The organism is Streptosporangium nanhuense (genome assembly GCF_059358815.1).
In genome coordinates, this window is the sequence record NZ_JCADBG010000040.1 from 41372 (window position 1) to 57926 (window position 16555).

Here is a 16555-nt window from a genome sequence, read left to right on the forward strand (position 1 = left end):
GCCGGACGGAAGGCGCCTGAGATGTCGATGTCGCTGGTACACGGACTGGTACACGGATGGGAAGGGGCGTCCCGCGAGGGCGTCGCCGAAAAGAGCGGCGAAGAGATCGGCCGGACCCGATGACGGCCGGTTCCGCGCCGCTGAGCGCGACGTCCGTGGAGTTCGCCGGCGCGCGGGGCGGCGAGTCGCCGCTCAGCTGGGGCCAGCTGGCCATCTGGCGGCTCACCCGCTGGCTGGACGACGACGACCCGTACTTCAACATGCCCTGGGTGCTGCCCGTCTACGGCAAACGCGACCTCGACACCGTCCTCGGGGCGCTGCGCCTGCTCGTCGAGCGGCACGAGACACTGCGGACGACGTACGAGGAGACGCCCGGCGGTCTGGTCCAGCGCGTGGCGCGCCGGGGCCGGTTCACCGTCGAGGTGTACGACGCGGGGGAGGCCAGGCCGCTCGCCGCCGCCAGGGAGCTCTCCGTGAGGCTGGCCGCCACCGCGTTCGACTACGCGGCCGACCTGCCGTTTCGCTGCGCCGTCGTGACCGTCGACGGCCGTCCCAGGACGGTCGCCCTCACCCTGTCCCACCTGGCCGTGGACGGCGGGGCCCTGGAGGTGCTGGCGCGCGACTGGCGGGACCTGCTCGCCGGTGGCGAGATGGCCGCCCCCGCCTGGCAGCCGATGGACCAGGCCGCCGCCGAGCGCGAGGGACCGGGCGCCGCACGCGGCGAGCGGACGCTGCGCCACTGGCGCGCGCTCCTGGAGCGGGTGCCCCTGACCATGTTCGACTTCCCCCGTACGGAGCCGGAGGAGCCGAGGTTCGTCAAGGTCGGCATGGAGTCGGCCGCCACCGCGGCGGCGGCCGAGGTGCTGGCGGCGCGCTGGTCGGTCAGCACGGCAAGCGTGCTGACCGCGGCGAGCGCGGTGCTGCTCGGCGCGCTCACCGGGCACCGCGAGGTGGTCATGCAGCTCATCGTGGCCAACCGGCACGACCCCCGGGTCGCCGCCATGGCGGGCAGCGCCGTGCAGGACGGGATCTTCGTCCTCGCCCTGCCGGAGGGGACGTTCGCCGACGCCGCGCGCGCCGGGCACCGGCAGGCGCTGACCGCCTACCGGAACGCGCACTACGACCCGTACCGGATGATGGCGTTGCGCGAGGAGGTCGGCCGCGAGCGCGGGCGGCCCGTCGACCTGTCGGCCTACTTCAACGACACGCGGGCCGTCGGCCACTGGCCCCACCTGCCCGCGGTGGAGCCGCCGGGCGACCCCGCGGCGATCGCCGCCCTCACCGAGCGGACCAGGACCTTCCACGTCGGATCCTGGCCCGAGGTGGACGCCACGGCCCTGTTCGCCACCGGCACGGCCACCGACACCTGCGAGCTGTACCTGATGGCCGACACCGCCTACCTGCCGCGCCCCACGGCCTACGCGCTGCTGCGCGGGCTGGAGACCCTGCTGGTCGCCTCCGTGGCCGGGGACGTCCCGCTCGACGGGGTCGCCGCACTGTGCGGCGTCGTCCCGGTCGAGCGCCCCGCCACCCGGGACGACTCCTCCGACGGGCCTGGGCTGTTGGCGGGACGGGGAACGGCGTAGCATCCGGGCACACCTCACGCGGCCGGGCGCCCGCCCGCGATCGCGGGCCGAGGAGCCGCCGGGTCGTGGAGCCGCCGGGTCGTGAGGGCACCGGGTCGTAAGGACACCGGGTCGTGCGGACGCCGGACCGCGGAGATGCCGGGTCGCGAGGACGCCGGGCCGCGGAGATGTCGAGTCGTGAAGATGCGGAACCGTGGAGATGTGAGGTCCCATGAGCGTCGTCCAGCCCGTTCCCGATCCGCGGGCGGCGCTCGCCGAGCCGACCCGCAGGGTGGGGCCCCGGTGGGTGATCGGCATCTCGCTGGCCAACCTGGTGCTCTGGATGGCCTATTTCGGGCCGCTGCAGGTGCTGTTGCCCTCGCAGGTGGCGTCGATCGACCCGGCGGGCAAGGAGGAGTCGCTGGCGCTGGTGACCGGGGTGGGGGCCGCCGTCGCGATGCTGTTCAACCCCGTCGCCGGAGCGCTGTCCGACCGTACGGCCGGACGGTTCGGGCGCAGGCACCCGTGGTCGCTGGGCGGGGCGCTGCTCGGTGCCGGGGCATTGGTCCTGCTGGCCGGGCAGGGCTCGATCCTCGGCGTGACGGCCGGATGGTGTCTCGCGCAGGTCGGGCTCAACGCGATGCAGGCCGCGCTCGGCGCGGGGGTGCCCGACCACGTCCCGGTCGGCCAGCGGGGTGAGGTCTCGGGCTGGATCGGGATCCCCCAGTCGCTGGGGGTGGTGTTCGCCGTGGTGCTGGTCACCATGGTCGCCACTACCACCGAATCCGGATATTTCCTGATAGCGGCGCTGGTCCCGCTCGGCGTGCTCCCCTTCGTCCTCACCACCCACGACCCCCGCCTGACGGCCAGGCCGCCCTTCGAGCTCCGGGCCTTCCTGAGGGGGTTCTGGATCAGCCCCCGCAGCCACCCCGACTTCTTCTGGGCCTGGCTGACGCGCTTCCTGATGCAGCTGGGCAACGCCGTCGCCACGCTCTACCTGCTCTACTTCCTCACCGACGCGGTCGGCTACGAGCGGCTCTTCCCCGGGCAGAAGGCCGAGGACGGCCTGCTCACGCTGATCCTGATCTACACCGCGACCGTCGTGCTCACCACCGTCGTCGCGGGTGTCGTCTCCGACAGGCTCGGCCGCCGCAAGGCGCTCGTCACGGTCTCCGGCCTGGTCAGCGTGATCCCCGCGGTGATGCTCGCGTTCTGGCCCCAGTGGCCGGTGGCGACGGCCGGGGCCGCGATCATGGGGGTCGGCTTCGGCATCTACCTCTCGGTCGACAACGCCCTCGTCACCCAGGTCCTGCCCGCCGCCGAGGGGCGCGCCAAGGACCTCGGCGTCATCAACATCGCCAACTCCGGCCCCCAGGTGCTCGGCCCCGCCATCGCCGGTCCCATCGTGGCGGGGCTCGGCGGCTACCCCGTCCTCTACATGACCTCGGCCGTCCTCGTCGTCCTGGGCGCCGCCCTCGTCTGGAAGATCCGCTCGGTTCCCTGAATCTGCAAAATTTCAAGTTTCCGGTGCTCACAACGGCGTTCGTCCGGCGGAAAGGCCGATGAAGGTATGAGGTCCCTCGTACCGGTGTGGCGTCCTTCACTCAGGGTTGTATCCATGCCACTCCCGATCCGATCGGTGACGCTCCGGTCGCTACGGGTGATGGAACGCTTCGGGTATGGCAGTGGTAGCTCCCCGGCCCGCCCTGGGAATCGTGCTTCTGATCTTCGTCAGCGCCGCGTGGGGATCGGCTTTCCCGCTGATGAAGGACCTCATCGTCCGCATGCCCGTGGCGGACCTTCTCACCGAGCGGTACGGCATCGCCACCCTCGTGCTGCTCGCCCTGCGCCCGGGAAGCCTGCGGGGGCTGTCGGAGAGCACCTGGCTCACCGGCATCCTGCTCGGCCTGCTGTTCGGCGTGGGCCAGACGGCCCAGGCGGTCTCGCTGCACGATCTGCCCTCGTCGGTCTCGGGGTTCACGGTCGGCTCGTACGTGGTGATCACCCCGGTCCTCGGGCTGTTCCTGCTCGGGGCCAGGACCCCGGCCCGCGTCTGGGCGGCCGTGGCGCTGGCCATGGCCGCGATGACCGCGTTCACCCTGATGAGAGGTTCGGAAGGGGACATCGCCCTGCCCGCGCTGGGCGCCACCCTGTTGTCGGCGGTCCTGTACGCGGCCCACACGCTGGTGCTCGGCAACTCCTCCGAGGCGCGGCAGAACGCCTACGCGGTCACGGTGATCCAGCTCGGCACCATCGCCGTCATGACGGGGGTCCTCGCCGCGCCGGACGGCCTGACCCTGCCCTCCGCGCCGGGTGACTGGGTGATCCTCGGCCACCTGTCGATCGTGGCCTGCGCCCTGGGTTTCCTGGCCCGCTCCTGGGGCCAGGTCCACGTCCCGCCGGTGCCCGCCGCGGTGATCCTGTCGGCCCAGCCGCTCTGGGTGACCGCCCTCGCCGTGGGGATGTACGGGGAGCCGCTCACCGCGGGCGTGTATCTCGGCGGGGGGCTGATCGCGCTGGCCATGCTCCTGGTCGTGCTGCCCAAAGGACTGTTCAGCTCAGTTCGGCGGGGGAGAGCCCCAGTTCCGCCGCCGCGGCCGTCCGGATGAACTCGATCATCCGCGCTCGCGAGAGGACCCGCCGGTGGACCGTCACCTGCGTGGACAGGCCGTCGATGAGGGACATGACCCGCCAGGTCGCCCCCTCGGGGTCGGCGCAGGTGAAGATCCCCGACGCCACGCCGTCGTCGATGATCGCGCGGAGCGTGTCCTTCCAGCGCATGTCGATCCTGCGGGACATCTCCTCGAGCTCGGCGTTGCGCATCGACTCCGCCCAGGCGTCGATCCACAGGGCCCACGACTTGGACCTCCCGCTGGGCGGATAGAACTTGAGCAGGGCCCGCAGCCGGTCGAGGGGAGAGCCGCCCGACTCCTCTACCTTGACGAGCGCGTCCAGGTCGAGCTGGGCGGCGTAGGAGAAGGCCTGCGCGAACAGCTTCTCCTTGGTCTCGAAATGGTAGAAGAGCAGCGCCTGGCTGACACCGGCCGCCTGGGCGATGTCCGCGGTCCGCGTGTGACCGAACCCCTGGGTCGCGATGACATCACAGGCGGTCCGGAGCAGATCTTCACGACGTAATCGCCCAAATCCCCTTGCCACAAGGGAACACTAGCGGGCACGGTCTTCGGTCAGGGGCAGGGGGCGGAGGTCGGCGGCCGCCCCCAGGGCCCGGTGACGCCGTGACGGCCCGGTGGCGGGCCGCTCGCCGGCCACCCGGCTCCCGTACGGCCACCCGGCTCCCGTACGGCCACCCGGCTCCCGTACGGCCTGCCGGCACGCGGGTCCTGCCGTGCGCCTCGCCTGGCCGGGCCGCGCGAGACGTACTCCCGCGGCGGGCCGGATCGTCCGGGTCCGGGCCCGCCGGGGGAGCCGTGCTCAGGAGGCGGAGCAGGTGTGGGCGCCCGGGACGGCGGTGTCGCCGCCGGGGCGGCTGACCTGGAAGCCGAAGCCGGTCGTGGCGCCCGCCGCGCCGTCACCGCCGTCACCGCCGTCCGGATCTAGAAGGGGATCCATTCGGTGGAGGTGGTGACCTCGTCGAGGACGGCGGGGATGGGGTCGACGCCGATGCCGGGGGTGGCGGGGACGTTCAGGTGGCCGTCGTGGAGTTCGAAGGGCGGGGTGAGGTCGGTGGTGTAGTAGCGGCGGGAGGCGGAGGTGTCGCCGGGCAGGGTGAAGCCGGGCAGGGCGGCCAGGGCGACGTTGGCGGCCCGGCCGATGCCGGTCTCCAGCATGCCGCCGCACCAGACGGCCAGCCCGTGGGCGCGGGCGAGGTCGTGGATGCGCCGGGCCTCCAGATAGCCGCCCACGCGGCCGGGCTTGATGTTGACGATGGAGCAGGCGCCCAGGGTGATGGCGGCGGCGGCGTCCTGGGCGGACTCGATGGATTCGTCCAGGCAGATGGGGGTGGTGATCTTCTTGGCGAGCAGGGCGTGCTGCAGGAGGTCGTCGTGGGCGAGGGGCTGTTCGATGAGCAGCAGGTCCAGGGGGTCGAGTTTGGCCAGGTGGGGGGCGTCGGTGAGGGTGTAGGCGGCGTTGGCGTCGACCTGCAGGAGCAGGTCGGGGCCGAAGTGCTCGCGCACGGCGCGGGTGGGGGCCAGGTCCCAGCCGGGAGCGATCTTGAGTTTGACGCGCCGGTAGCCCTCGTCCAGGTAGCCGGTGACGGCTTCGAGGAGCTCGGGAATGGAGTCCATGATGCCGACCGAGACGCCGGCGGGGACGCGGTCGGTGGCGGCGCCGAGGTAGGTGGCCATGGACTGGCCGGACGTGCGCAGCTGGGCGTCCAGGACGGCGGTTTCCAGGGCGGCCTTGGCCATGCGGTGGCCCTTGAAAGGGTGCAGGACGCGGCCCACGTCGTGGACGTCGGCGTGGGCGGGCAGGGCGGGGACGAGGAAGCGGCGCAGCACGTCGGCGGCCGCGTCGACGTACTCGGGGGAGTAGAGCGGGTCGGACATGGCCACGCACTCGCCCCAGCCCTCGGCGTCGGGGGTGACCACGCGCACCAGCAGCACGTCGCGTTCGGTCTCGGTGCCGAAGGAGGTGCGAAACGGGGTGACGAGCGGCATGGCCACCCGCCGCAACTCGATACCGGTGATCCTCACGCGTCTCTCTTTCCTTCGCCGTACGAGATCCCGTCACGCTGAGCCCCGTCACGGCGGGCGCCGTGGTCGCCGGGGGCGCCGTGGATTTCGCCGTCGTGCCGGGTGTCGCCGTCGTGTGGCGTTTCGCTGTTGTGCTGGGTGTCGCCGTTGTGTGGCGTTTCGCTGTTGTATCGGCTGTCGCCGTCGTGCGGATTTCCTGTGTCCTGCCGGGCGTCGCCGCCTGCGGTTCCGGTGTCGTTCGGGGTTTCGCCGTCTTGCCCGGTACCGCCGTCGTGCCCGGTGCCGGTGCCGGTGCCGGTTTCGTGCCGGCCGGGGGCCTTCGCGGGGTGGGACCCGTCCCGGGGGCGCCGCTCCACGACGTAGCCCGCCTCGCGGTCGAACCCGGTCACCCGGCCCCCCTCCTCCAGCAGGCCGCCCAGCACCTCGCGTACGGCCACCCGCCACGCCCCGGCCGCCCGGGGGTCGGCGCGCCGCAGCGCCTCGACATCCCGGGGTACGGCGACCAGCACCGTCGAGGCCCCGGCGGCCCTGGCGGCCCCGGCCGCTTCGGCCGGTCCCCGCACCGGCCCGCCGTCCCGCTCGCCCAGCCAGGCCACCGCGCCGGCCGGGATCGCCGGCCGGCGCGGCTCGCCCCGGACGGCGGCCAGGACGTGCGGCTCGGCCAGGTGCCAGACGGCCAGCACCCGGTCCGACTCGTCCCCGGCGTTGATCGCGTCGCTCATCGCACCGTAGAAGGACGGCAGGTACTCCTCCGGGCGGGCCCCCAGCTTGGCCAGGTTGAAGTGCGCGTTGCGCCGCACCAGCGGATCGTAGGTCCAGGTGATCCGCTCCAGCCCGCGCTCCAGGGCCCAGGCCCGCTGGTGCAGCTTCAGCGCGAACCCGATCCCGCGTCCGGCCAGGGCGCCGGTGACGTGCGAGTGCAGCACCTGCCCGGCCGGAGCGCCCAGGAAGCCGACCGACGCCCCCACCAGCCTCCCGTCCTCGTACGCCCCCGCCACGTAGTTGCCCGCGTGCGACAGCGCCCGCATCATCTCCACCGTGACCGGCGGGTCGGCGGGGTCGGGATTCCAGATCCCGTCGAACAACCGCTTGACGTCCTCGAACTCGCCGATCTCGGCCAGTTCCACGACGAGCAGCCCGCGGTCGCGGGAATCACCCGTCATCCGCCCTCTGCTCCTCGTGACGCCCACCTCGTGAGGCCTCGCCCGACGCCCCGACCGTCTGTCATCCGCCGTTCCGTTTCTCTCCGGGACGTGTCCCGCCCGATGCCCGAGCCGCCCGTCGTCCGGTCTCTTTCCACGGTGTGCCGGTCGTCGTTCCGTTTCCTTCGGGGATGCGCCGTCCGGTGGCCGAACCGCCCGTACCGGCCGGGATCGTCATGGGGTCTCCCTCCGGTGGTGCCCCTCCCCGGGCTCGTTCAAGCGGGCCTGCCCAGCTGGGCGCGGAACAGCCGGTGCACGTTCCCTCCGATGATCTTCACGATCTCCTCGTCGGCGAAGCCGTGCTTGAGCAGGGCGTCGGTGACCAGGGGCAGCCCGCTCGGGCCCGACAGCCCCGGCAGGGCCGCGAAGGGGTCGACGCCGTAGTCCATCTCGCAGCACGGGGGAGTCACGTCGTGCATGACCTCGCGGACGAAGTCGGGGCCGAGCCCCACGTGGTCGATGCCGCCCACGCTCGCGATGTGCGCGATGTGGTCCACCAGCCGGTCCACGGTGTACTCGGCCGGGTCGTCCGAGAGGAAGGCCGCCAGGAAGTTGACGCACACCACGCCGCCGGTCGCGGTGACCGCGCGGATCTGGTCGTCGGTGAGGTTGCGGTGGTGGTCGCGCAGCGCGCGGGCCGAGGAGTGGGTGGCCATCACCGGCCGGTTCGCCAGCTCCAGCACGTGCTCCACCCCGGAGGCGCCCAGGTGGGAGATGTCGAAGATCATGCCGAGCCGTTCCATCTCCCGGACCGTCTCAACCCCCGCCGCGGTGAGCCTGCTGCCGGTGGCGTCCTCGCCGCTGCCGTCGGCCAGCGCCGTACGGCCCCAGTGCGCGACGGAGGCGATCCGCACCCCGAGCCGGTACAGCGTCGGCACCAGCTCGACGGCGGAGTCCAGGCCCGGCATGCTCTCCATCGCCAGGACCAGGGCGATTTTGCCCTCGGCGAGCGCCTCGTCGACCTGTGCCCCGTCCAGGCAGAGGCGTACGGCGTCGGCGTTGCCCTCGGCCAGCACGTGCGCGCACTCGATCATGCGCAGGGTCTGCCGGAGCGCGCCCTCGGGACGGTACTGGTCGTCGATGAAGACCGGCAGGACCTGGAGGTTCACCCCTCCCTCGCGCAGCTGGGGCAGCCAGCGGTCCCGGAAGAAGGACGCCCACCGGTGCGGGGGCCTGGCGGTGACGGCCATCAGCAGGTCGTTGTGGGTATCGGCGACCACGGAGTCGCTGTGGAGGTCGGCGGACACGGCTGGCCCTTCTGCGCGGACGGCTCTCGTTCGCCACGACGCTACCGGCACCCCGGCCCGGCTCGCGCTTCCGTGCCCTCGTGCCCTCGTGCCCTCGTACGAGGACGTGGGCCGGCGCGCGTCCCCGGCGAGGAACGAGCGGCGAGGGCGGGTCAGCGCGCGAAGTGGAAGGCCTCCGGGCGCGGGGCCCTGGTGATGCGGCGGTAGGCGCTCGCGCTGCCCGGCCAGTTGCCGGTCACCCGGCCCGCCTCGTTCTTGTACCAGCTCGTGCAGCCCGCCTGCCAGACCATGCCCTCCATGGCACGGTCGACGCTCTGCCGCCAGGTGGCCATCGCCTCCGGCCGGACCTCCATCGGCCCGCGCGAGGTCAGGTGCGCGAGGCAGCCCATGATGTAGCGGACCTGGCATTCGAGCATGAAGACGATCGAGTTGTGGCCGAGGTTGGTGTTGGGGCCGTAGAGCAGGAACAGGTTGGGGAAGCGCGGCACGGCGATGCCCAGGTACGCCTCCGCGCCGTCCTTCCACTCCTCGGCCAGATGCCGTCCCTCGCGCCCGGTGACCTGGATGGAGGCCAGGAAGCCCGAGGTCTCGAAACCGGTCGCGTAGATGATCACATCCGTCTCGTGGAGACCGGTGGCGGTCTCCACGCCCTCGGGGAGGATCTGGACGATCCGGTCGGTGACGACGTCCACGTTGGGGCGGGTGAGCGCGGGATAGAAGCCGCTGTCGACGACGACCCGCTTGCAGCCGAGCGGGTAGCCGGGGGTGAGCTTGGCCCGCAGCAGCGGGTCGGGGACCTGGTCGCGCAGGTGCCCGAGGGCGTGCTTGCGCAGCAGGTCCGTGGTCCAGCCCCCGGCCAGGGCCGGGTAGAGGGTGTTCTCCGCGTACCGGTAGATCCACTCGCGGTAGGCGCGCTGCAGGAGCGGCACGCGGCGGAAGGCCGTCCGCATGCGGGGGCCGAAGACGGCGTCCGGCTTGGGGATCACCCAGTTGGGGGTCCGCTGGAAGACGTCCAGGTGCCCGGCGACCTCGGCCACCTTCGGGATGAACTGCGCCGCCGACGACCCGTTGCCGATCACGGCCACCCGCCTGCCCGCCAGGTCGACGGAATGATCCCAGCGCGCGGAGTGGAAGGACGCGCCGTTGAACGCCGACATTCCCGGAATGTCGGGCAGCTGGGGCCGGTTGAGCTGTCCCACGGCCGACACCACCACGTCGAACAACTCCTCCTCGTCCGCCGTGCGGACCCGCCACCTGCCCAGCGACTCGTCGAAGGTGGCGGAGGTGACCGCGGTGTTCAGCCGGATGTGGGGACGCAGGCCGTACTTGTCGGCGCACCCCTCCAGGTAGCTCAGGATCTCCGGCTGCCCGGCGTAGCGGCGCGTCCAGCTGGAGTATCGCTCGAAGGAGAAGGAGTAGAGATGCGAGGGAGTGTCGCAGCCCGCCCCCGGATAGGTGTTGTCGCGCCAGGTTCCCCCGACGTTGGCACCCTTCTCGAAGATCGTGTACGAGCGGATGCCGGCCTTCTCCAGCCGGATGGCCATGCACAGTCCGCCGAATCCGGCACCGATGATCGCGACATTCGGCCTCATGGGCACGCCCTCCGGGAGTCAGTGTCCACTTACGCTAGGCGATCCGCCCGCGCCGGGGAAGCCACGGGAACAATCACTGGGGAAATCCCCGGAAAGCCGCTGTGACGAGCCGTCCGGGATGGGCCGATAGTCTGCGCACGTGCCTACGCTTGCCGACATCGTCACCGAGCTGGAGTCCCGTTACGACCCGCGATGGGCGGAGTCGTGGGACGCCGTCGGGCTCGTCTGCGGGGATCCCTCCGCCGAGGTGCGCCGGATCCTGTTCGCGGTCGACCCGGTGGCCGTCGTCGCCGAGGAGGCCCTCGACTGGGGCGCCGACCTCGTCGTCACCCACCACCCGCTCTACCTGCGCGGCACCACGAGTGTCGCGGCCACCACCTTCAAGGGCCGCCTGGTCCACACGCTGATCAAGAACGACATCGGGCTCTTCACCGCCCACACCAACGCCGACGTCGCCGACCCCGGCGTCTCCGACGCGCTCGCCCGCGCCGTCGGCCTGACCGGCCCGCTCGTCCCGCTCAGCCCCGCCGCCGACGACCCCCGGCGCGGCCTGGGCCGGGTCGGCTCGCTGCCGGCCCCCGTCTCCCTCGCCGAGTTCGCCCGGCGGGCCGCCGGAGGGCTCCCCGCCACGGCGGGCGGCCTGCGGGTCGCCGGAGACCCCGGCCGCCCCGTCCAGCGGATCGCGGTCAGCGGGGGATCGGGAGACTCCCTCCTCGCAACGGCCCGCGCCGCCGGGGTGGACGTCTTCCTCACCGCCGACCTGCGCCACCACCCGGCCAGCGAGTTCATGGAGGCCTCGGACGGCCCCGCGCTGATCGACGCGGCCCACTGGGCCACCGAATGGCCCTGGCTCGCCGACGCGGCGCGTCATCTCGCGTCCGCGTCGGCCGCCAGGGGGATTACTGTTGAGACGCGCGTATCCGAGACGGTCACGGACGCCTGGAACACAACAGCAAAGTGCGAGGATTTCACGTGAAAGCAGCCCCTGCGGCCCAGAAGCGTCTGCTTGACCTGGCCGAACTCGACTCCGCCATCGACCGGCTGGCCCATCGCCGACGCACCCTGCCCGAGCTGGCCCAGATCGACGAGCTCTCCGGGCGCATCGCCCGCATCGCCACCCAGGTGATCGCCGCCGAGACCGAGTCCGGCGACCTCGCCCGCGAGCAGACCAAGGCCGAGGCCGACGTCGACTCGGTCCGCACCCGCGCCGAGCGCGACCAGAAGCGCCTCGACTCCGGACAGGTGTCCTCCCCCAAGGACCTGGCCAGCCTCCAGTCCGAGATCGTCTCCCTGAAGCGCAGGCAGGGCGATCTGGAGGAGGTCGTGCTGGAGATCATGGAGCGCCGCGAGGCGGCCGACGCGCAGGTCACCAAGCTCGTGTCCGAGCGCGACGAGCTCGCGGGCACCCGCGGCACCGCCGAGGACCGCAGGGACGCGGCCTTCGCCGAGATCGACAAGGAGAAGGACGAGCTCCAGGGGAAGCGCGCCGGGGTCGCCGGGGACATCCCGGCTGACCTGCTCACCCTCTACGGAAAGCTCAAGGAGCAGTCCGGGGTGGGCGCCGCGATGCTCCAGGGAGCCCGCTGCCTCGGCTGCCGTACGAGCCTGTCCATCGCCGAGATCAACCGCATCAAGGCCGCCTCCCACGACGAGGTCATCCGCTGCGAGGAGTGCCGCCGGATCCTCGTCCGTACCGCCGAGTCCGGTCTGTGAGCCCTGTGCCCTCCTATGTCGTCGAGGCCGACGGCGGCTCGCGCGGCAACCCGGGTCCGGCCGGCTACGGCGCCGTGGTCAAGGACGCCGCCGACGGCCAGGTGCTGGTCGAGAGCGCCGCGTCGATCGGCACCCAGACCAACAACGTCGCCGAGTACCGCGGGCTCATCGCGGGCCTGACCTCCCTCCTCGACCTCGCCGGCGACGGCGCGAAGGTCGAGGTCCGGATGGACTCCAAGCTGGTCGTCGAGCAGATGGCCGGGCGCTGGAAGGTCAAGAACGAGGGCCTGCGCCCGCTCGCCCTGGAGGCCGCGGCCCTCGCCAGGCGCCTGAAGGTGACCTGGCGCTGGATCCCCCGCGAGAAGAACAAGGACGCCGACCGCCTGGCCAACGAGGCCATGGACGCCGCCGCCAAGGGGCGCGCCTGGACCCCCTCGGGCTCCTCCGCCTCGGGCTCCTCCGCCACGGAGGCGAGCGGCGGACGGGCGTCCGGAGGCGGCGCCCCGGGAAGCGGCCCCCTCGGTGGCCGCGCCTCCGGAACCCGAGCCCCCGAAAGCGGCGCCACCGGCAGCCGAGTCTCGGAAAGCGGTGCTTCCGGCAGCCGAGCCTCCGGCGGTGGCGCCTCCGGAAGCCGAGCCTCTGACAGCGGCGCTCCCCGAAGCGGCACCTCAGGCAGAGGCGCCTCTAAAAACAATCCCCCCGCCACGCGCACGGCTCCCGCCGAGGACCTCCTTCTCTTCGACACCGGCGACCTCGGCGACGGCGTCCCTGACGCCGACGACTCCGGCAGCGGCGGCCTTGGGACCAACGCCCTGGGGGCCGGTGACTCCGAAGGAAACGGGGGCGGCGGAGCCACCACGCGTGAGCGAGCGGCCCGGACGGCCACCCCCACGAGTCCGGGCACCGGCTGGCGCCCGCCCACCTCCGTCGCGACCTCGCTCTACCTGCTCCGGCACGGTGAGACGCCCCTGTCCGTCGAGCGCAGGTTCTCCGGGCTCGGCGACCCCGAGCTCACGCCCAACGGCATCGCCCAGGCCGAGGCCGCGGCGGCCAAACTGGCCGCGAAACCGTACGGCATCCAGGTGATCGTCAGCTCGCCGCTCAGGCGCGCCCGCGCCACCGCGGAGATCATCGCGGCCAGGGCCGGGCTCGAGGTCCTCGTCGAGGAGGGGCTGCGGGAGACCGACTTCGGAGACTGGGAAGGCCACACGTTCACGGAGATCCAGCGTCGCTGGCCCGACGAGCTCGCCGCGTGGCTGGCGGACCCGTCCGCCGCGCCGCCGGGTGGGGAGAGTTTCGGGGAGGCGGCGCGGCGGGTCCAGGCGACCGGGGACATGCTGGTCGAGCGTTACGAGGGCAAGACGGTCCTCGCCGTCTCCCACGTCACGCCGATCAAGATGCTGCTGCGGTTCGCGCTGCTCGCTCCCCTCGGCGCGCTGTACCGCATGCATCTCGACCTGTCAGCCCTGTCCCTGATCGAGTACTACGCCGACGGTCCCGCGGTGGTGAAGGCGTTCAACGACACCTCGCACCTGCGCTGAACCGGCGGTCTCACGTCCACGACAGACCTCGGCCGCCGAGGCTGTGGAACACCCGTACGCCACCGTGTCCTTCACCGTGGCCGGCGCCGGCGTCCTCGTGGCGTGCGGGAGCGGTCGTCGGTGCTCTCATCGGTTCTCCCGGTGCTCGTCCGTCGTGTCGTGCTTGATCCGTATTCCAGCGCGGACGACTTGCCGCTCGGTTGGAGTCCACTTGGGAACCGTTAGGCTTGGAACACGGCGGACGAGCCGGCCGGGCGGCCGCGTCGGGTCTCTTCTGAGACCCGCCGAGGAAGGTCCGGGCTCCACAGAGCAGGGTGGTCGGTAACGCCGACCCGGGGTGACCCGCGGGAAAGTGCCACAGAGAACAGACCGCCTCGTCGCGAGACGAGGTAAGGGTGAAACGGTGGTGTAAGAGACCACCAGCGCCCACGGTGACGTGGGCGGCTCGGTAAACCCCACCCGGAGCAAGGTCAAGAAGGGGCGCTCTCCGGAGCGTCCCGCGCGCGACGCTTGAGGGCTGCTCGCCCGAGCCGCGCGGGTAGACCGCTTGAGGCCGTCGGCAACGTCGGCCCTAGATGGATGGTCGCCCCTTCACGCAAGTGAAGGACAAAACCCGGCCTACAGGCCGACTCGTCCGCCCTTACCGCTTCTGATCTGGTCCTTTCGGTCATTCATGATCCAGAAGTCAGCACCAGGTCAGCACGAGGCTCTTCCGGTACGGCGTCGTACGCCGCATCCATCGCGGTTCGTACGGTCGTGTCAGCTTCGGGCACGAGGTGCCCGTACGTGTCCACGGTCTCTGTGATCGACGCGTGCCCCGGCCACTTGCTCACATCCGAGACGGGCACGCCCTGTGCCAGTGCCGTGCTGGCAAAGGAGTGGCGTAGATTATGGAACGTCGCGTCTTCGGGAAGCCCAGCCTTCAAGAGCGCCGGCTTCCAGATCTTGTCGTTGAAGTGGGATCGGTTAATCAGGTTGCCCCGGCCAGTGGTGAAGAGAGCGTCATCGGCACCGAACTTGCGACGTGCTCGGAGAGTGGAGTTGACCCGGATGTTCGGACATGGTTTGACGACTCGGGCCATAGGTTGTGGTCCCCGTTCGGTTACTTGAAGTCGCGGCGTGCCGTTGAGGACAGCAGGAGAGCCGTGACCACGATGGGGATCGCCACGAGGAACACCGCCTGAAAGACGGACACCCCCCACACGGGGGTCTGGGTGCGGGCTGCCCAGCCTGGGCCTCGTACCAGGAGGGACAGTTCGGCCAGCAGTTGTGAGAAGAAGGCGGCGCAGGCGCAGATCGACACGACGACCGCGGCCCAGCGGGCGGTGGCCCGCCGACGCAGGACGCCCACGGCGAGCGCTGTCAGGCTGACGATGAGGATCGCGGTCGGTGGGAGTGAGAGCATGACGAGGATCCCGTCCAACCCCGGGGCTTCGCGGCGGGCCACGTCCCAGAAGACCGCTGACAACACCGCGCCGCCTACCAGGAGGGCCGCCGCCACGGTGGTCGCCCAGGACGCCCGACGCTCCGCGTGTTCGGAGCGGGGCGTGCCCCGCGTGAGCAGATCTCGCGCGGCGATGCCGACCAGGACACCGGCGGCGGCGCCGAAGGGGGCGCCGATGGTGGACAGTCCGCCGATCCCCAGGCCGAAGATCGCTGATGTCTCGGGCCCGACTACGGCTCCGGCGACCGCGCCCGCGACGGCGGCCATCCCTGTGTGGTGCGGACGCAACGGGGTGAGGCCCGCTGCCTTCGATGCGTTCGTCTCCATGCCTTGACGGTGGGCGACGGGGGCTCCGTGAGCCATCCGTTCCCGTACTCAGATGGTGGGAGGGGCGCATGCTCAGCCGCCCGGCGGCGAAGCACGGCAACAGGGCCGTGCGTCCCCGCACATCGGCGAGCACCACCTCATGCCGGAGCAGCGGCGCACCTCTGTCCGTGCTCGGCGGTCGGCACGCGCCTGTGCTCGGGGCGCTTCGTTTCTCCGGGGCCGGGGTGGGACTCGTGTCACCGGTCGCAGACGGTCCGGAATCGCGCCGGGGCTCGTGCTGTCGAGACGGCGAGAGCTCATGTGCCGTTGACTTTGTCGCAATGCTTGACGCATTATGTTGCTACAAAGCTTGCGACAAAGGAGGTGTCATGACCCGCGAACCGTTGCCGGACGCCGGTCCGCCGGTGCGTGAGGCCGATCTGCGACGGGCGGGCGAGTGGCTGGCCTGGCACGATCTGGCCGGTGCCCGCCCGACCCCTCTGCTGGCCAGCCGGCTGGCGGTCCGCAGACGCGCCCGCCTCGCCACTCTGGTCGTCCCGGGCGTGCTGATCATCGCGAGCGCGCTCGCCGTCAGGTCCGCCTTCGGCGGCCTGCCGCCGGATCGCCCGCTGTCGCAGCTGATCCTGGCCGCGCTGGTGGTCGGGCTGCTGCTGGCACAGTCGCTGCTCGACCGGTGGGTGCGACGCGTCGACCGGCGGGCGGGCGCGACGCTGTCGCGCCGGGCCGCCCATCTCGTCCAGCCCGGCTGGCAGGTCCTGCTCGGCCGGCCGTACGCCGTCTTCGCGGCCGGCACGTTCGCCGGTGCGATGGTGCTGGCCGGGAGCGCCCTGGCCGTTCCCGATCCCACCGTGCGGCAGCTGGCCGTCGTCTCGTTGATCGGCCTGTTCGGCGTGACGGCCATCACCGTCTTGCAGCTGCGCCACCTGCTGCGGCGTCCGGTCGTGGCGCAGGACGAGGAGTCGCTGACCGCCGACGTCATCATGCGCGTCGAGGACGTTCGCGATCGGATCATGCCGAATATGCAGTTGGCGCTGCCCACGGTGTTGCTGTTCGGCACCGCGCCCGGCTGGTGGGGCGTCGCCGCGGTCGCCTACCTGCTCCTGGTCCCGGCCGCGTTCGTCGCCCTCCAGTCCAGGATGCCGCCGAGTGTGACGGTGGCCCGGCGGGTCATGAGCGTTTGATGATCGTCATCGACGCGGCCTCGCCGGTGCCGCCGTTCGAGCAGCTGCGGGCCCAGCTCGCCCGGCAGATCCAGGAGCGCACGCTGGC

The 16555-nt window shown here is 71.8% G+C and carries 15 protein-coding genes and 1 other RNA gene; 8 read left to right on the forward strand and 8 right to left on the reverse strand.

What is annotated here, in order from left to right:
* The first annotated feature begins 119 nt into the window (after positions 1 to 119).
* From AC5L38_RS41875 to AC5L38_RS41885, 3 genes are all read left to right on the forward strand, one after another.
* A complete protein-coding gene (locus tag AC5L38_RS41875) occupies positions 120 to 1586 on the forward strand; it encodes a condensation domain-containing protein (protein WP_495248385.1) in 1467 nt (488 codons plus the stop codon).
* A gap of 211 nt (positions 1587 to 1797) precedes the next feature.
* Entirely contained in the window at positions 1798 to 3069 is a 1272-nt protein-coding gene (locus AC5L38_RS41880) for an MFS transporter (protein ID WP_495248386.1), read from the forward strand.
* Between the two features lie 175 nt (positions 3070 to 3244).
* Positions 3245 to 4174 carry a DMT family transporter gene (locus tag AC5L38_RS41885; RefSeq protein WP_495248387.1) on the forward strand — a complete coding sequence of 310 codons (930 nt, stop codon included), beginning with the start codon at positions 3245 to 3247 and terminating at the stop codon, positions 4172 to 4174.
* Here AC5L38_RS41885 and AC5L38_RS41890 read toward each other — a convergent pair.
* The 6 genes from AC5L38_RS41890 to AC5L38_RS41915 all read right to left on the reverse strand — a co-directional run bounded on the left by AC5L38_RS41890 (position 4119) and on the right by AC5L38_RS41915 (position 10261).
* A complete protein-coding gene (locus AC5L38_RS41890; protein WP_495248388.1) occupies positions 4119 to 4721 on the reverse strand; it encodes a TetR/AcrR family transcriptional regulator in 603 nt (200 codons plus the stop codon). The genes AC5L38_RS41885 and AC5L38_RS41890 overlap by 56 nt on opposite strands.
* 276 nt (positions 4722 to 4997) lie before the next feature.
* Positions 4998 to 5135, reverse strand: coding sequence for a hypothetical protein (locus tag AC5L38_RS41895; protein WP_495248389.1), 138 nt, complete (start codon positions 5133 to 5135; stop codon positions 4998 to 5000).
* On the reverse strand, positions 5120 to 6220 hold the full coding sequence (menC, locus tag AC5L38_RS41900; RefSeq protein ID WP_495248390.1) for an o-succinylbenzoate synthase: 1101 nt from the start codon (positions 6218 to 6220) through the stop codon (positions 5120 to 5122). Before menC ends, AC5L38_RS41895 begins: the two co-directional genes overlap by 16 nt.
* Positions 6217 to 7383 (reverse strand): GNAT family N-acetyltransferase, encoded by a 1167-nt coding sequence (locus AC5L38_RS41905; RefSeq protein ID WP_495248391.1) that lies wholly within the window; start codon positions 7381 to 7383, stop codon positions 6217 to 6219. The genes menC and AC5L38_RS41905 overlap by 4 nt, the downstream gene beginning before the upstream one ends.
* A gap of 254 nt (positions 7384 to 7637) precedes the next feature.
* Positions 7638 to 8669, reverse strand: coding sequence for a dipeptidase (locus tag AC5L38_RS41910; protein WP_495248392.1), 1032 nt, complete (start codon positions 8667 to 8669; stop codon positions 7638 to 7640).
* A gap of 152 nt (positions 8670 to 8821) precedes the next feature.
* Complete coding sequence (locus AC5L38_RS41915) at positions 8822 to 10261, reverse strand: flavin-containing monooxygenase (protein WP_495248393.1); 1440 nt, start codon at positions 10259 to 10261, stop codon at positions 8822 to 8824.
* A gap of 139 nt (positions 10262 to 10400) precedes the next feature.
* Here AC5L38_RS41915 and AC5L38_RS41920 point away from each other — a divergent pair, with 139 nt between their 5' ends.
* The 4 genes from AC5L38_RS41920 to rnpB all read left to right on the forward strand — a co-directional run bounded on the left by AC5L38_RS41920 (position 10401) and on the right by rnpB (position 14152).
* Positions 10401 to 11237: a Nif3-like dinuclear metal center hexameric protein gene (locus tag AC5L38_RS41920; RefSeq protein ID WP_495248394.1), complete on the forward strand. Its 837-nt coding sequence runs from the start codon at positions 10401 to 10403 to the stop codon at positions 11235 to 11237.
* The gene (locus AC5L38_RS41925) at positions 11234 to 11974 is read left to right on the forward strand and encodes a zinc ribbon domain-containing protein (RefSeq protein ID WP_495248395.1); all 741 of its coding nucleotides are present in this window, start codon (positions 11234 to 11236) and stop codon (positions 11972 to 11974) included. The genes AC5L38_RS41920 and AC5L38_RS41925 overlap by 4 nt, the downstream gene beginning before the upstream one ends.
* The gene (locus tag AC5L38_RS41930) at positions 11971 to 13515 is read left to right on the forward strand and encodes a histidine phosphatase family protein (RefSeq protein WP_495248396.1); all 1545 of its coding nucleotides are present in this window, start codon (positions 11971 to 11973) and stop codon (positions 13513 to 13515) included. Before AC5L38_RS41925 ends, AC5L38_RS41930 begins: the two co-directional genes overlap by 4 nt.
* Positions 13516 to 13757: 242 nt before the next feature.
* An RNA gene (gene rnpB, locus AC5L38_RS41935) (RNase P RNA component class A) lies at positions 13758 to 14152 on the forward strand.
* Between the two features lie 34 nt (positions 14153 to 14186).
* Here rnpB and AC5L38_RS41940 read toward each other — a convergent pair.
* Positions 14187 to 14597 (reverse strand): tyrosine-type recombinase/integrase, encoded by a 411-nt coding sequence (locus AC5L38_RS41940; protein WP_495248397.1) that lies wholly within the window; start codon positions 14595 to 14597, stop codon positions 14187 to 14189.
* Between the two features lie 20 nt (positions 14598 to 14617).
* The gene (locus tag AC5L38_RS41945; RefSeq protein ID WP_495248398.1) at positions 14618 to 15286 is read right to left on the reverse strand and encodes a hypothetical protein; all 669 of its coding nucleotides are present in this window, start codon (positions 15284 to 15286) and stop codon (positions 14618 to 14620) included.
* A 368-nt stretch (positions 15287 to 15654) separates the two neighbouring features.
* Here AC5L38_RS41945 and AC5L38_RS41950 point away from each other — a divergent pair, with 368 nt between their 5' ends.
* Positions 15655 to 16467: a hypothetical protein gene (locus tag AC5L38_RS41950; RefSeq protein WP_495248399.1), complete on the forward strand. Its 813-nt coding sequence runs from the start codon at positions 15655 to 15657 to the stop codon at positions 16465 to 16467.
* Positions 16468 to 16555: the final 88 nt, after the last annotated feature.

Excerpts from the sequence above, each read along its gene's own strand:
- AC5L38_RS41915 (WP_495248393.1), bottom strand. The coding sequence starts at position 10,261 with ATGAGGCCGAATGTCGCGATCATCGGTGCCGGATTCGGCGGACTGTGC.
- AC5L38_RS41905 (WP_495248391.1), bottom strand. The coding sequence starts at position 7,383 with ATGACGGGTGATTCCCGCGACCGCGGGCTGCTCGTCGTGGAACTGGCC.
- AC5L38_RS41945 (WP_495248398.1), bottom strand. The coding sequence starts at position 15,286 with ATGGAGACGAACGCATCGAAGGCAGCGGGCCTCACCCCGTTGCGTCCG.
- AC5L38_RS41880 (WP_495248386.1), top strand. The coding sequence starts at position 1,798 with ATGAGCGTCGTCCAGCCCGTTCCCGATCCGCGGGCGGCGCTCGCCGAG.
- AC5L38_RS41875 (WP_495248385.1), top strand. The coding sequence starts at position 120 with ATGACGGCCGGTTCCGCGCCGCTGAGCGCGACGTCCGTGGAGTTCGCC.
- AC5L38_RS41950 (WP_495248399.1), top strand. The coding sequence starts at position 15,655 with ATGACCCGCGAACCGTTGCCGGACGCCGGTCCGCCGGTGCGTGAGGCC.
- AC5L38_RS41895 (WP_495248389.1), bottom strand. The coding sequence starts at position 5,135 with ATGGATCCCCTTCTAGATCCGGACGGCGGTGACGGCGGTGACGGCGCG.
- AC5L38_RS41885 (WP_495248387.1), top strand. The coding sequence starts at position 3,245 with ATGGCAGTGGTAGCTCCCCGGCCCGCCCTGGGAATCGTGCTTCTGATC.
- AC5L38_RS41940 (WP_495248397.1), bottom strand. The coding sequence starts at position 14,597 with ATGGCCCGAGTCGTCAAACCATGTCCGAACATCCGGGTCAACTCCACT.